Genomic DNA, 15,155 nt, shown 5'->3' with positions numbered 1-15,155 from the left:
ATGAAATTTAGTCATAAAATAGTTGCGGCTTCGTCGGCACTATTGCTTGTTACCATTTCCTTGCTCACAGCAAAACAATATTTCACGATGCAAGATGAAATGAGGCAACAAGTAGAAGCAAGTGTTATTGAAATTGTTGATGGTGTAAGAAATACAGTAGCAGCCGATATAAATGGTCGAAAAGCCATTGCTAGCTATTCCACCAGCATGCTTGAACTGGACCTTAGCCCCAATAAGATAAAAGATGTCATCACCCGCCCTGTTGTCAAAAACAACTTCCTGCTGGCTGGGATAGGTTTCGAAAAAGACGGGACAAACATCAGTAATGACCCTTCTTGGGATCCTGGTGCTAGCTGGGACCCGAGAGCAAGACCTTGGTATAAAGATGCCAAGAACGCTAACAAGCTTATTATCACAGCACCTTATGCCGATTCTGCTACCAATGAAATATTGGTATCTATTGCAACGCCAGTGAAAGACAACGGACGCTTCATCGGCGCTATATTTTATGATGTGAGCCTAGCCGGGTTAGCTGATGTTGTTAACCAAGTAAAATTATTTAACGCTGGCTACGTATTCATTGTTTCTGCTGACGGTACAACTATCGCTCACCCAGAAACGAATAAAAATGGTAAGCCATTATCTGATTATATGCCCAATGTCAGTATTGCCGATCAACCGCAACAGGTTGTATTGAATGGAATACCTTACACTTTAGACTTTTCGGCAGTACCAGGTGAAGATTGGTTTGTTGGGGTCATCCTAAATGAAGAAGTTGCTTATCAATCGGTTAGTGATCTTCGAGATAGCTCAATTCTCTACACGATAATTTCATTGATTATCAGTATTGGTTTACTTCTAGTGCTCATTCGAACACTCATGCGCCCATTAGGTGTACTCAATGAAGCCATTCAAAACGTAGCTTCAGGTGAAGGTGACTTAACTCAGCGTCTTGATACGAATACTGATAAAGAGTTCTCAGAGCTGGCTACTGGCTTCAATACCTTTACAGGGACACTACAACAACAAATCATTCAATCTAAAGCGATTGGTGAAGAGATATTAAGAGGCTCTGAATCAACCTCTGTGGGCTTACAAGAATCCTCTGAAGCTATGCGTGACCAACTCCATGAATTGGAACAGTTAGCGACAGCTATGCATGAAATGGCAACGACTTCTTCCGATGTCGCTTCCAATGCCCAAGGTGCAGCCTCAGCAGCAAAAGCAGCAGATGATGCAACCTTAGAGGGTACACATGTTGTTACCGATACAACAGATGCTATCGACACTTTATCAAGTCGGATAGATGAAGCAGTGGCTGAAGTTGAAGTACTTGAAAGTGCGACTAATAACATTGAGACCATTCTAAAAGTAATCAACGATATTGCAGATCAAACCAACCTCCTCGCACTAAATGCCGCTATTGAGGCAGCTCGAGCAGGTGAATCTGGTCGAGGGTTTGCTGTGGTAGCTGACGAAGTACGAACACTCGCGCAAAGAACTCAAGAATCAACTACCGAGATTCGAAACATGATTGAGCAATTACAAGCTGGAGCAAGCTCAGTATCCAATGCAATGAATCAGAGTAAAGCCACAGCAAGAGATGCGGTAGATAGAGCTCAGCAAGCCAATGCAGCTCTTGAACGTATCCGTGATTCAATCCAAGAAATCTCTGATATGAATATTCAAATTGCATCTGCGGCCGAAGAGCAAAGCTTGGTGGCTGAAGAAATCAACAACAACACTGTTAAGATTAAAGACCTATCTGTACAAGTGTCAGATGCAGCTGATAACGCGAATAAAGAGATGCAAATTCAAACTGAGAATGTAAGAGAGCAGGACGCAATCTTAAATAAATTCACGGTTTAAGTTATCGCTTAAATCTAAATATTGAAGAGCTGAATCTGTAAATAACAAAACCGCATAGAACTTTCTATGCGGTTTTAATTTTTATACGTGGTTAAATCATTACTTAGCAGTTAACAGTTAACAGTTAACAGTTAACAAGCATCATGCTGCTATTGGGCTCCGTTGTGATTTCCACATAGCCTTTATTACGCGAAAATTTAGTCCCTGAAAGTAAATCAACAACGGGCTTTGTCCACGTCAATTGAACTGTTTTACTACGCTTGGATTTATTGATTACAACAATCCCTTTCTCGCCACGTACAAATACAAGCAAATCAGCATTAGCCTCAATAACCTGCATACTTTCACCATGTACGTAGTTATGGAAACGAATCATGTTGTGCATGTCTCCTGATTGCCAGTCATTGAACCAACGTGGGTTTCCTTTAGAATCTTTTATCCCACTGGTCTTAAGCTCACTGTAGATTAAAGGAACACCACCATCTCGTCCTAAAATATAGCTATAAGCCAGTTTTTCACTTTGCTCACTCATCACTAAATTACTGAATACATCATTATTAGGAATGTCATGAGTAACCGTAAAAGTAATGGCACGGGTATTCGACAAGGCTTGTCCAAAACAATATGGGTTAATCAAAGAAGAAAAACTGCCCTTTTCACCAAAGGCTTCAAAGATAATATTGAACAGTGGGAAATCATACGCCCCTAATCGGGTATACTTAAGGTAAGGCTCTAAAAAGGTTTCATATTCTGCTTTTGTTGCGCCGCCATCCGTAATGATTTCACCAAAAATATGAATGTCTGAGCAAATGTCTTCTGTCCATACTTTACGAAGATGAGACAGCGACATATGTTTCGCAGCATCGATTCTAAAACCCTTTACACCAATTTTCTTCAATGCTTTTAAGTAAGCTCTCTGCTGGGCAACCACATTTTCATTATCGTTTAATGTTGGTAAACCTGGGTCTTCCGGGCTGCCCGTAATACGACCATTCTGTACTTCCCATCGATCATTCCAATCTTCAATTCCGAAAGCTTCAACAAAATCATCTTCACCGAACAAAGGCTGAGACAAATCTCCAAATAAGCGAATGCTGTCGTAGTACTTTGGATCGCTCTGGTATTCTTTAAGATCTGGGGTATTAGGGTAGACAAGGTCATTACGAATACCCGATTCGTTTGCCATGTGGTTAAAGACAACATCAACATAGGTTCGCAATTCGTGCTCTCTTAAAGCCTGAACCATTTCGATAAAATCATGTGTGTCGCCTAATTGATTATCTATTACACGGTAATCTTGTGGCTGGTAACGTTGCCACCACTGCGTTTCTTTTTTTCCCTTACCACTACGTAATGACTTCATCGCAGGTGAAACCAATACCGATTTATAGCCCAGTTTACGGATCACTGACGCATTCTTGGTGATGTCTGAATAGCGCCAATCGAAAGCATGCAAAATGACATCACTATTTGGGATATCTAACGCAACTGAGTTTTCCATGTGTATCTCCAACCAAACTTAATAAACAGGCACATGCCTGCATTTACTACTTCAGGAATAACATTCATTATATTCAGTTCAATCACTAAGCCATCCTCCTACTTTATGAAAAGGTAGGTGGATAACAAAGGGCGTAGCTAACTTTATAGGATGACATTTAGGATGAATATCTTATAAACATCGTCATCTTATTGCTGAAACATATAAACCTTTAGATGCAAAAAAGGAGCGAACGACCGCCCCTTTAGATACACTCTTACTTATGCTACAGCACAAGAGTGTGCCAATTACGTTCTATTGTACCAATTACGTTCTATATAGAACTTTCACAACATGCCAACCAAACTTGGTTTTCACCAAATGCGGTACCAAAGTTTCTCCAGAAAAACAGACTTTATCAAACTGTGGAACCATCTGACCTTTCTTGAACTCACCAAGATCACCACCTTTTTTACCAGATGGGCAAGTCGAATGTTTTTTTGCAAGAGCTTGAAACTTAGCACCTTTCTTTAGTTGCTGAATAATATCTTCGGCTTGCTCTTTATGCTTTACGAGTATGTGGAGTGCTGCTGCTGTTCTTGCCATCATTGTTCTCTAAATTAATCCATCTCAGTGCAAAGCCTGAGAGGTTTGGAATAAAAAATAACCTTATATATCCAATTTTACCTTAAGATCATGACATCTTCACTCTATACACCGTATTAAGTAACGAATCGTTAGGAAAATACTGCCTATTTCTTGCTGGTCTGCCATAATCCCATTAAATTGGTAGGTATATATAAAAAGCAGGAGCCTGTTAATGGCTAAGATGAAAAGCAAAGCTAATCAAGCACAAGGCATGCTGATGTTTAAGCTCTCATTGTCACAGAGTTTTGCTATAGGGACGCTTAAGGTAAGAGAGATCGTCCCTTACCAAAAGACGACTCAGATCCCTTATTCACACCATCATGTTATTGGTACAGTCACCATTAGGGAGTTAACTGTACCCGTCATAGACATGTCTGCCGCTATTGGTTTTAGAGCCATCACACCGGCAGAATACAACAGCTGTTTTTTGATCGTCACTGACTGTTTAAGAACGGTAGTCGCTTTCTTAGTACGTTCTATTGATAAAATCATTGAATGTGACTGGAAAAGCATTGAGTCCCCACCGACTACGGTTGGGTCGAATGTTTTTGTCACAGGAATCACTCGCTACCAAGACAATATTGTCCAAATGCTCGACGTTGAGCTTTTACTTTCTAAAATCTATCCCGAGTACGAAGCCGCCCAAATCCCAATGTTAACGGATGTTGAGCGTGAACGATTAAAAGCTCTGAATATCTTATTAGTCGATGATTCTTCTATTGCTCGTAAACAACTTAGTGATGCCTTAGACAGTATCAACATACCGTATAAGATTTGTAATAACGGTCTAGATGCAATTGAGTTAATGAGGCAAGAAGCTGCGCACAATACTCCAATTGAGTTACTCGTGAGCGATATTGAAATGCCAGGTTTAGATGGCTATGAACTGGCATTTGAAGTTCAAAATGATCCGGCACTAAACCAGTCGTACCGTATTTTACATACCTCTCTTTCAAGTGAAATATGTGTAGACAGAGCTCAACAGGTTGGTGCTCATGAAGCGTTAGAGAAGTTTAATGCAGGTGAGTTAGTTGAAGCGATGTTAAGAGGTGCAAAAAGCTTAGAAAGCTCATCCGCAGCGCACTGAGTTTTTACAGGAATGTCTACCCTATAACGCCTCAATGCAAATAATCAAAACCAAACGGTACCTAATTGGGTGCCGCTTTTTGTTTATATTTCACCTATTTCTTAGGCATAGAGTAACTTTTACTCACAAACTCCACCTCTTTAACTTGGTGTAAGTGGTTAGTGAGGGATGCCAAAGCATAAAGTGTATTCGCAATTAAGTTCGAATATTTAAATAGGATCGGCGCAGGTGACTTCTTACCTGAATGTTCAATCATCACTAGTGCACGTACCACTTTTTTAGCTTGGCAGCGTGCTAAATGTAATTCGCTTGATACTTCATGTCCACCGGGCAACACAAAGCCTTTAAACCCACCTTCTAATTGGTCTCTTATAGAATGATAGTCGGCTTTAAGTTCTACTAAATCTGACTCTGTAATCGCAAGCTTGCCTCTCACCGAACCATTCAAATGATAGATATTTGGTTGCAAGCGCTCTAACACATCTCGAACCTTTTCCTCCAAAGACATCGTTAGCACTAGTCCAACCCGACAGCATAGTTCATCTGATAAGATTTCAAAGTCACAGATAGGACTGTCTTCATAAATGAATGGATAACAAAACTCATCCCAATCGCGACTTACAGGTTTCATATAACTGCCTTAATTAATGAGTAAATCTTATTAAATCGTAGATGCGTAATATAGCAAAAAGCCTTCAATATTGAAGGCTTTAAGTTTATTAAAAAACTAGCTAAACGAATCAGCTAACACTATTCATTAGATACTTTTTTATGACCTTCTTGCAGGTGAACAAAATCAACTAAATCATCACCTGACACTTGGTAAGCTTGACCAAAGCCTTTCACAAATAAACCATTTTCAGCTTTTAGATTAAAGAGAACAAAATCTTCAAGCTGGCTTAGACCGTCGATAATCTCCCCAAAACGCTCACCTAACTGAGCGACAACTTGCGACCAAAGTTCAGAGTCGCGCTCAACTACATTAGCCACTGCATCGAACGTTAAACGCTTACGAGCAAAGAGCTGTTTCGCATTTTCTTCATCTTCAATCATCATTAATGAAACTTGAGGATTAGCTTCAAGGTTACGTGCATGACGAGCAATTTTAGAAATCAGTACAAAGTAGCCTTCTTGGTTTTGAACAAATGGCGCATAGCTAACATTTGGGCGACCTTCTTCATCAACGGTTGCGAGTTGAATAGTACGACGTTCTTGACGAAATTCTTTAATTTCCGGACCGAGTCGACCTTGAAGGCGCTCTTGTTTTACTTGCTGTTCCATTTTTTATTCCTATTTGAGTTTAACTTTATGATATTTAATTATTATTTTTGTAACTTTTAATTAGGGCTTAGCCGATTCTATTGATATTGAGCTTGCATCGCTTTAAAGCGTTCAACTTGATCAGCAATCAATTCTCGCTTCTCATTTCGCCCTAAGTAGATCTTAAAGATGTTATCGCCGGACTCACTGAAAAAGCCAAAGTAGTGACTTTCACGCCCCATAAACGGCTTACTCACCAAAGCTACTTTTTTTACGTTATCTAACTTTAGGTGACCATGAAGTTCACCTTCTTTACCCATTAAGTTGTAGTAGCCTCGAGCTTCTTTTCCTTTAGGGAATGGGGCTTTAACTTCAAAGATAGAACCAAATGAATGCATAATTGTGGTAACGGGTCCCCAGCCGACAAGCCCTTCAAGTACGCTTTGCGCTTGCTCACCATCAAGGATAGCGACCATTTCTTTAGGCAATGCACACACTACTTCAACTTCTGTTACTTCAAGTTGACTCGCAATCGCGGCAGGTAGCAGTTTAGGATCTTGCTCTAAAACTTCGGCAACACGCTGAACAAGAGTCATGTGCTGAGTAGACGTAGCTGTATTTGATTCTTCAATTTTAGTTTCTGTGAAATTTGTCATGTATTAATGTCCGTTAGCTGCATGTTTATGCTGTAGTTTTTCTTGAGATGAGCTCTCTGAATTCAAGATATGAATAGCGGCTTGAGCCAAGCTTACTGACCAGAAACTGCCTGCTAATGTGAGAACAAGGTAATCATCAGACAACTCAACTAAGCCGTTTTCTTCCCACAAATGAAACAGAGGCTTTAAATAATCAAAGCTGTCTTTCCCTTCAAATTCCGGCAGCGTACTACGACGTATAACCCCAGAATCAAAACCTGCTTTTAGTGATGAAAACAGTGATTCAAAATCACTTTGACGCATCATCATGGCGAGGGGATGTTCACCTTTATTCATTAGCTCCATGTATTTGTCTAATGAGCGATGCTGCATAAAGCCGTACCCACCAATATTGCCACCAGCACCACAACCAACAGGCATAACTTCAGCATAAGTTTTGGCTAAGCTATTGTATAAACTACGCTCTCGGTTATCTCGAGCCCAATGATTAACACTTAGCTGCTTAACGTGGTGTTTATTCATAAACTCAACGCCCGCTTGATACATACTGGCTTTCTCTGGCGTTGTTGCTGGAGGTGGGATTTTTCCTTTTTCAACTAAATTAAGCATAGGAGCACTACCACCAATAATAAGCTGATAGAGATCGATACCATGCGCTCCAGTTGACATGAAGTCTTCTAAGTCTTGGTTGAACACATCCAGTGTTTGATGAGGAAGCCCATATAGAAGATCCAAAATAATCGGTGCTTGCTGGGTTTGGCTAAGGCTACTGATACGGTCGAGTACAATTTCTCGGTCATCCAGACGTTTTGCACTTCGTCTAACTTGAGTATTAAAGCTTTGAATTCCAAATGAGAAGCGGTTGAATCCACCAGCTAAAGATCGTTCAAACATTTCATCACTGAAGCGATTTATACGTCCTTCTAAAGTGATTTCAGCGTCTGTAGCTAATGGAAATAAGTCATGAATAGCCTTGCCTAAAATCTCGATTTGCTTGGCTGATAAATCCGTTGGCGTGCCGCCTCCAATATACACAGCATGGAAAGTGCCTGATTGCGCCCAAGGTGTTTGCGCTTTCATCTTTAACTCTTTCATCAATGCTTCGAAATACTCATCTACCAGCTTTCGACTGGCTGCATTTTGGAAGAAGTTACAGAATGTGCAGCGAACACGGCAGAAAGGGACATGCACGTATAAACATCGTTTATCAGTTTTCTTCCCTTCAGACTGAAGCAACTCATTGAAAATCAGAGGCTGCTGATCGGGCATTACTGGAATAGCTGCACCACCTGCGTGTGCTGAATGCTTTTTCGCAAAGGCAAACCTAAGTGGATCAGGGCTAGAAACACCAACGATAGATTCGTCAAATTTATAAATATCAAGACTCATATAATCTCTCTAAACGCTTATCGAACAAAGTCTGGAAGACTGTTCGCTAAAATCTGAGTAAATCATAAATAGACGCAAATGATAATGCAATTGATAATTGATCTTATTTGCATTGTGAGTGATAATCTCAGCCTGTTTTAGTTAGGTCTTAAGGGTTCAGTGTGAATATACCTAGGTATGTCATTGCAGGTAGTGCTTCATTAGCTATCCATGTAGCCATTTTATTTGTGGCTCAAGAAAGCAAATTATTTGCTATGCCAGCTGGTACAAATTCGACAACAGTCTCAATTAATTTTGTGCCTTCTACTTCCGCTAAACCTTCTCCTCAAGCAGAACCTATCAGTGACCCAGTATCTGAAACGGCTGAAACGCAACCCGAACAGACCCCTGAATTTTCAGAGCCAACACCAATACCACCAGAACCACAGCTTCCCAAGGTTGTTAAACCAGAACCCGTAGCACAAAAGAAAATTGATAAAACTTCACCGCGCAAAGAAGTGGTTAAGAAAAAACCGAAGCCTGAATCAAAACAGCCTAAGAAAACTCAACCTGTAGCTAAAAAGACAACCCAAAAACCTGTTACTGAAAAGAAAATCACTCAGAAAAAAAAGATTGAGAAAAAAGTAGAAAAGAAAGAAACAGAAAAAACCGTCAGTGACACCCCACAGCAAGAAGCAAAAGAAGTGATTGCAAATAGGGGAGTATCAACTCAAGAGCCAACGTTGATAAAAAAACCGGCATTTTCTTCTCGACCAACACCTCCGAAATACCCTCGTAAGGCAAGAAGACGTGGTGTTCAAGGTGTCGCAACTTATGAGATATGGATAGATGCAGACGGCAAACAGATTAAACAGGCATTAGTCAGCTCCTCAGGAGCACTCATGCTCGACAAGGCAGCTTTAGATGCTGTTAAACAATGGAAATTTTCACCTCATACAGTAAACGGAAGAGCCATTGCTCACCGTGTACAAATACCTGTTCGTTTTAGATTGGATTAATCATGCAACAAATTAATTATTTACAAGATCAGCTTGGCTTAATGACTTGGCCACTTCTTATCTGCTCTGCATTAACGGCAATGATCATCGCCGAGCGTATCTTTCAAGTTGTGCTCAGCATTGGTGTTGGTAGAAGCGCTATACGTAAAGAATTAAATAATATTTCACCGACAAACAGTAAAGATCTTGAGCAATTAGCCCAAACACTTTCTCCTAAACGCCCACTCCTCTACAAGGGCGTGGCAATGTTACTTGCCCACCACTCATTTTCTAAAAATCTACGTGAAGATGCCGCTGGTATTTGGTTACAAGAAAAACGCCACCAGCTTCATGCGGGCTTAAGGTTACTTGGTTTAATTGGTGTACTAAGCCCACTAATAGGCTTATTAGGTACAGTTCTTGGGCTCATTGAAATGTTTAAAGGTGTGGCGGCTTCAACTGGCAGCATTACTCCAAATGATCTCGCTGATGGCTTAGGGCTCGCAATGAGAACAACAGCTGCTGGGTTAATGATTGCACTTCCTGCCATCGCTGGTGCGCAGTTACTTGGGCTTTGGGCTGATAGAGTTGTCGCAAAGCTAGAGCATACTCTGAACTACGTTAATGTTTGGCTTGAAGGCATGACAATTCAACAGCCACAAACTCTAGAAATCAATTCATATAACCGCTCTAACGGTAACTCTAATAATCGCCAAAACTCATCAGGTGCGGCTAAGCCTAACTCTTCTCCTGATGTAGATAACACCTCAAGTGCGAGCTACTCATGATCAAGGTATCTCAAACTCAATCACCCTCAGGTTTAATGCCCGACTTAACGCCATTATTAGACATCATATTTATCGTAATGGTGTTTCTGCTGCTAACAGCCTCTGTGAAATTAGAGTCGCTTGAAGTCGATTTACCTAGCACAGACACCACTAGTGTGTCAGAAGTCGATAAAAAATCCTTAACCATTAATATTTTAGATCAAGAACCTTACTGGGCAATTGATGGAAAAGAATACATTGATTGGGAAAACTTCAAACTAGCGCTTATTGAAGTCACAACATCAAACAGTAAGCAGCCTATTGTCATTGCCGCAGATAAAACTGCCGATGTGCAAAACCTTGTGAAGTTGTTGTCTTTCCTCCAAGAAAATGGCATTGCCGCCACTCAACTACTCACTGAGAATAACTAACGCCTCACATTTTTATGTGACTCAATTAGATGATATTAACTATGAACAAAGCAACGCTATTTAAATCTACTCTTCAAACTCTAGCCATTACCGCCGGTCTTTTTGGTGCGGTCAATACAGTATCTGCAAACGATTTAGCCAATCAAAGAATCATTAGCGCTGGCAGCGCAGTAACAGAGCTAGTGATTGCACTTGATGCGACAGACAAACTAGTTGCAGTCGATGTAACAAGCCGCTTCCCTGAATCTAACGCACTCCCTAAGATCGGTTACCACCGCCAGCTGTCTGCTGAAGGGCTAATCGCCTTACAGCCTACCGTTATTATTGGCTCAGATGAAATGGGGCCTGATTCAGCCGTATCTCAGTTGAAATCAGCGAATGTTGACGTTCAAATTGTCAATACTGAAGCAAGTATCGACGGCTTACTCGACCGAATTGATCAAATTGCCAACTTAACGGGCAGCCAAAATAAAGCCCAAGCCGTGAAGAAGAATGTTGCGGAACAAGTTAACGCATTAGAAAGCAACCAAGTGACTAAAAAAGATGCAAAAACGGTTCTATTTTTACTATTGCATGAAGGTCGCCCGGCAAATGTGGCAGGTAAAGAGACAACGCCTAATGCCATCATTGAACTTGCTGGCGGTATCAACCCTGCTTCAACATTAACGTCTTTCAAACCATTGTCGATGGAATCTATGGTTGAGATGCAGCCTGATGTGATTCTAGTGAGTGGTCGCAGCTACAAAAAAATGGGGGGAGCAGACGCTATTCTCAAATCACTTCCTATGCTTGCCGCCACTCCCGCTGGTATGAACAAACAGATTATTACAGTAGATGGCAGCGCTTTAGTTGGGGGGCTAGGGTTACGCAGCCTTTCAGAAGCAAAACGCCTTAATGCTCTGATTTACCCTTAAGGTCACACCATGTTACTGAGAAAGATTCCACTTAAAACATCAATGCTGATTTTAATATCAGCATTGAGTTTTATTGCATTGTCATCAATTACTGTTGGTCCGATGAATATCACCATTGCTGACAGTGCATTAAGCCTATTTAATCCAAGTAATGATTTGGCACCACACATCAACTTAGTTATTCAAGAAATCCGTCTTCCAAGAACAATTCTTTGTATGTTGATTGGCGCTATTCTGGCTCTATGTGGTGCAGTTATGCAGGGGTTATTTAGGAACCCGCTCGCAGAGCCTGGGATCATTGGTGTTTCAGCCGGGGCTGCTTTAGGTGCTGCTTTAGCTATCGTTCTTTTCTCGCAAGTCTCAATGCAATACCCAAGCTTTATGAATTTTGCGGCAGTACCTGTATTTGCTTTTCTTGGCGGTGCGCTCACCACCATGCTGGTCTATAAACTGGGAACAAGTAAATTCGGCACATCAGTCACCATAATGCTACTTGCAGGTGTTGCAATAAGTGCTTTATCTGGGGCTGGGATAGGCTTTTTGAATTTCATTGCTGATGACCAAATGCTACGTGATCTTTCACTATGGTCAATGGGGTCACTAGCTGGAGCAAAATGGTCTGGCATTACTTTAGCCGCAATCACACTGCTTGGATTGTTTTCCTTATTTTATCGACATGCTATGTCTTTAAATGCACTTCTTCTTGGTGAGTCTGAAGCTCAACATTTAGGTATCCCAGTTCAAAAGCTGAAACGCCAGCTTATTTTACTAACAGCCGCTGGAGTAGGCATCACTGTAAGCCTTTCGGGCATGATAGGTTTTATTGGGCTAGTCATTCCACATTTGAGCCGCATGCTAGCAGGACCAGATCACCGGACTTTACTTCCTTTATCAGCCATATTAGGTGCCCTTCTCTTAACTGTTGCTGATATGTTTTCTCGTGTTGTTCTTGCTCCAGCAGAGCTCCCGGTTGGTATTGTTACTGCAATCATTGGTGCGCCTTTCTTCCTCTACCTTCTATTCCAACAAAAAGGGAGAATTTTATAATGCCGGAACCCGCTCTAAGTGCAAAAAACATGAGTATAAAGTTTGGTAGTAAAACTATTCTCGATAATATCTCTATTGATATCCATGCAGGTCAAGTCACCACGTTATTAGGTCCAAATGGAGCTGGAAAAAGTACGCTTCTAAAAGCATTATGCCGAGAGTTATCCAGTAATGCAGATATTGAATATTTTGGTCACAGCATGACGAAATGGTCTCCACAGCGCTTAGCTAAGCACCTCGCGATGCTGCCACAAAATAGTACCCTGACTTTCCCTTTCCTTGTTCATGAGGTCGTTGAACTGGGCGGTATTCCTTTAGGTACATCAAACAAAGAACTAAATGAAATTTCAAAGCAAAAAATGGGAACAGCAGACGTATCTCACTTAAGCAGCAGGCTTTACCCTTCACTTTCTGGAGGAGAGAAACAGAGAGTTCATTTAGCAAGAGTGCTCACTCAACTTCATCATGCTGATGAGCAGTGTATATTAATGCTGGATGAACCGACTTCTGCCCTCGATTTAGCTCATCAACATAACACCTTAAAAATTGCGAGAGACTTAGCTGATACAAAAGGAGCGGCTGTGATTGTTGTACTGCATGACCTTAACTTAGCCGCTCAGTATTCAGATAGACTCGTCGTGCTTAAGGATGGAGAATTAGTTTGCGATGGAAGCCCCTGGGAAGCCCTTAAACCACAGATGATTGAAGAAGTTTATGGGTATTCAAGCTTAGTTGAAAAGCACCCGACAATGGACTTTCCACAAGTTCACCCTGCCCATTGAGTTTTAGGAAAGTAAGTAATTTAGTATTATCGAGTTCAAACGAATCTCCCTCAATAATAGAGTCTAAGTAAATTGGTAAATTGAACAGAAATTTCTCAATGCAATACTTACAAAAAAAGCTCCTAGATAGGAGCTTTTTTGTTTAAGCAAATCGTTTATTTGCTCATACGAATAATTGATTTACCAATCAACCATTCTAATTCTTTTCCGCTTGTATCACCAAACTGACTTTCAGTAAGTTTGTATAAACGATCAATACCGTTCGCGGCAAACTCATGAGCATTTTCTGCAGTTACAATGTGGTGGAATAGCAGACGTAAAATTGCAAGGAATTCTGCATCTTCTAGTGCTTTAACCCAACTTGCTGAAAACTCTTCTAGACCATTTTCAAAATCAATATGTTCCATGAACATTTTGAAAATACGACCATCTAGGGCTGCCGTAAAATCCGTTTTCTTTGGGAAGTGGTGGCTGATACCTGTACGAGAAACGCCCGTTTGTTGACTTAATGTCGTGTATGACATTTTGTCGTAACCCAGTCTAAGCAATTGGTCTACAACGGCATCCATGATCTTCTGAATAGTGATCTCAGTATCTTCTTTACTACGCTTTGGCATATTTCAGGCTCTTCTCTCTGTAAATCCATCTAACTTATCAAATGAAGTCAGAATGAAAATCGTTATCAGTATTATGTAAGTAAGGGGCTTTTTCGCAAGTATTCGATGCTAAAAACCTAATAAGCATTCTGTACTGCCAAATTTACAGCAGTGCATCTTTGTGCACTTTACCTAGTTGGCATTAATGCTTACCATAACTCTCTCAGAGGATAATTTTAAATAACCTCTTAGAATATGAAATACTGATCAATAGATTCATTGTATAAATAACTATTAAGCAATAGATAGTCTTATAAAATCATTCGTAACGCAACTAACTGAATGACATCCTGACACACATATGACATTGATTCTCAACGAAATATGACCTAGATCACACTAATTTTCGCCATTTTAAACGTGCATATTCATTCGATCCCTTAACAAACAACATAGCATACCAATGGTATTTGGTTCAAAGAAATTTAATTTTTGTAGATACAGTTCAAATTGCTAGATAGAATAACCGTAACTTTTGTAAGAGGATTATTTATGAGTCACGATGCTGAAAACAACAACGATGTATGTGAAGCATGCGGTTGTGCTGGTGAAATTGGCTTTATGATTAGAGAAGGCGATGACGTTGCAACAGTTACTATCTTTGGTGAGTCCAAAGCGCTAATTGAAAGCGAATTTGCTAAGTATCTCGATCTAGCAAAACAAGTTTCTGAAAAAGTTGAATACACGGTTTCTGAACTAACAGAAGAGACTAAAGAGCTGACAGCTCAGTTTCAATTTGAAGTAAGCGCTGAAAAATTAATTTTTGAATTGAAAACACGTTCTCTTTCTCGATAATTGAATTGGTTTTCATTTTAATAAACATAAAGACAAGTACTGGTTACTTGTCTTTTTTCTTTAATTGAACCCATTGTAATGTTCCGTTTAACTCAAACTCTTTTTCAACTTTACACTCAATAAGCACTCCTGACACCTCAAGCACAGCTCCGATGCTATAGGACTTATCATCGTAATAACATAAACGCTGATTCGTATTAGGTTGAGAGACCACAACCGCCGCTTTACCAGGTGTTGCTATCACTCTATTCGCTAACGCCTCTGCAGACGTATAACCACCGAATAGGATTAAAGTCGCGAAACTGAGCGTTACTTTTTTAAGTTGATGAGGTTCAAACGTCATAGGCTCCCTTAAATTTATACTTAACCGATGCGTGTATTTATCGTTATAGTGTAA

At 40.4% G+C, this 15,155-nt stretch carries 17 protein-coding genes; 9 read left to right on the top strand and 8 right to left on the bottom strand.

The window, feature by feature from the left end; all coding sequences use genetic code 11:
- Positions 1–1,869, top strand: a complete 1,869-nt coding sequence (locus tag OCU78_RS15100) for a methyl-accepting chemotaxis protein (protein WP_137372060.1) — start codon at positions 1–3, stop codon at positions 1,867–1,869.
- A gap of 124 nt (positions 1,870–1,993) precedes the next feature.
- On the opposite strand, the gene OCU78_RS15095 is transcribed toward OCU78_RS15100, so the two are convergent.
- The gene (locus OCU78_RS15095) at positions 1,994–3,370 is read right to left on the bottom strand and encodes an alpha-amylase family protein (RefSeq protein ID WP_137372059.1); all 1,377 of its coding nucleotides are present in this window, start codon (positions 3,368–3,370) and stop codon (positions 1,994–1,996) included.
- A gap of 306 nt (positions 3,371–3,676) precedes the next feature.
- The gene (ppiC, locus tag OCU78_RS15090; protein ID WP_137372271.1) at positions 3,677–3,955 is read right to left on the bottom strand and encodes a peptidylprolyl isomerase PpiC; all 279 of its coding nucleotides are present in this window, start codon (positions 3,953–3,955) and stop codon (positions 3,677–3,679) included.
- Positions 3,956–4,169: 214 nt separating this feature from the next.
- Here ppiC and OCU78_RS15085 point away from each other — a divergent pair, with 214 nt between their 5' ends.
- Positions 4,170–5,084, top strand: a complete 915-nt coding sequence (locus tag OCU78_RS15085) for a chemotaxis protein (RefSeq protein ID WP_137372058.1) — start codon at positions 4,170–4,172, stop codon at positions 5,082–5,084.
- 94 nt (positions 5,085–5,178) lie between these two features.
- On the opposite strand, the gene OCU78_RS15080 is transcribed toward OCU78_RS15085, so the two are convergent.
- The 4 genes from OCU78_RS15080 to hutW all read right to left on the bottom strand — a co-directional run bounded on the left by OCU78_RS15080 (position 5,179) and on the right by hutW (position 8,389).
- The gene (locus OCU78_RS15080) at positions 5,179–5,715 is read right to left on the bottom strand and encodes an ATP:cob(I)alamin adenosyltransferase (RefSeq protein ID WP_137372057.1); all 537 of its coding nucleotides are present in this window, start codon (positions 5,713–5,715) and stop codon (positions 5,179–5,181) included.
- 119 nt (positions 5,716–5,834) lie between these two features.
- Positions 5,835–6,365, bottom strand: a complete 531-nt coding sequence (gene hutZ, locus OCU78_RS15075) for a heme utilization protein HutZ (RefSeq protein ID WP_137372056.1) — start codon at positions 6,363–6,365, stop codon at positions 5,835–5,837.
- A gap of 77 nt (positions 6,366–6,442) precedes the next feature.
- Entirely contained in the window at positions 6,443–6,940 is a 498-nt protein-coding gene (gene hutX, locus OCU78_RS15070) for a heme utilization cystosolic carrier protein HutX (RefSeq protein WP_137372270.1), read from the bottom strand.
- Positions 6,941–7,003: 63 nt separating this feature from the next.
- The gene (hutW, locus tag OCU78_RS15065; protein WP_137372055.1) at positions 7,004–8,389 is read right to left on the bottom strand and encodes a heme anaerobic degradation radical SAM methyltransferase ChuW/HutW; all 1,386 of its coding nucleotides are present in this window, start codon (positions 8,387–8,389) and stop codon (positions 7,004–7,006) included.
- Positions 8,390–8,550: 161 nt separating this feature from the next.
- Between hutW and OCU78_RS15060 the strand changes: the two genes are divergently transcribed.
- From OCU78_RS15060 to OCU78_RS15035, 6 genes are read left to right on the top strand one after another with little or no spacing between them, the layout of a single operon-like run.
- A complete protein-coding gene (locus tag OCU78_RS15060; RefSeq protein WP_137372054.1) occupies positions 8,551–9,387 on the top strand; it encodes an energy transducer TonB in 837 nt (278 codons plus the stop codon).
- Between the two features lie 2 nt (positions 9,388–9,389).
- Positions 9,390–10,154, top strand: a complete 765-nt coding sequence (locus OCU78_RS15055; protein ID WP_137372053.1) for a MotA/TolQ/ExbB proton channel family protein — start codon at positions 9,390–9,392, stop codon at positions 10,152–10,154.
- Entirely contained in the window at positions 10,151–10,564 is a 414-nt protein-coding gene (locus OCU78_RS15050; RefSeq protein WP_137372052.1) for an ExbD/TolR family protein, read from the top strand. Before OCU78_RS15055 ends, OCU78_RS15050 begins: the two co-directional genes overlap by 4 nt.
- Before the next feature lie 41 nt (positions 10,565–10,605).
- Positions 10,606–11,478, top strand: a complete 873-nt coding sequence (locus OCU78_RS15045) for a heme/hemin ABC transporter substrate-binding protein (RefSeq protein WP_137372051.1) — start codon at positions 10,606–10,608, stop codon at positions 11,476–11,478.
- A 9-nt stretch (positions 11,479–11,487) separates the two neighbouring features.
- Complete coding sequence (locus OCU78_RS15040; protein WP_137372050.1) at positions 11,488–12,525, top strand: FecCD family ABC transporter permease; 1,038 nt, start codon at positions 11,488–11,490, stop codon at positions 12,523–12,525.
- On the top strand, positions 12,525–13,307 hold the full coding sequence (locus OCU78_RS15035; protein WP_137372049.1) for a heme ABC transporter ATP-binding protein: 783 nt from the start codon (positions 12,525–12,527) through the stop codon (positions 13,305–13,307). Before OCU78_RS15040 ends, OCU78_RS15035 begins: the two co-directional genes overlap by 1 nt.
- A 155-nt stretch (positions 13,308–13,462) precedes the next feature.
- Here the strand turns inward: OCU78_RS15035 and OCU78_RS15030 are convergent, their stop codons facing one another.
- Positions 13,463–13,924: a TetR/AcrR family transcriptional regulator gene (locus OCU78_RS15030; protein WP_137372048.1), complete on the bottom strand. Its 462-nt coding sequence runs from the start codon at positions 13,922–13,924 to the stop codon at positions 13,463–13,465.
- Positions 13,925–14,455: 531 nt separating this feature from the next.
- On the opposite strand from OCU78_RS15030, the gene OCU78_RS15025 reads away from it, so the two are divergent.
- Positions 14,456–14,758, top strand: coding sequence for a YfcZ/YiiS family protein (locus OCU78_RS15025; protein WP_137372047.1), 303 nt, complete (start codon positions 14,456–14,458; stop codon positions 14,756–14,758).
- A gap of 43 nt (positions 14,759–14,801) precedes the next feature.
- On the opposite strand, the gene OCU78_RS15020 is transcribed toward OCU78_RS15025, so the two are convergent.
- A complete protein-coding gene (locus tag OCU78_RS15020; protein ID WP_137372046.1) occupies positions 14,802–15,101 on the bottom strand; it encodes a DUF1496 domain-containing protein in 300 nt (99 codons plus the stop codon).
- Positions 15,102–15,155: the final 54 nt, after the last annotated feature.

The organism is Vibrio gallaecicus (genome assembly GCF_024347495.1).
Taxonomy (GTDB): Bacteria; Pseudomonadota; Gammaproteobacteria; order Enterobacterales; family Vibrionaceae; genus Vibrio; species Vibrio gallaecicus.
This window is presented reverse-complemented; position numbering and strand designations above follow the sequence as displayed.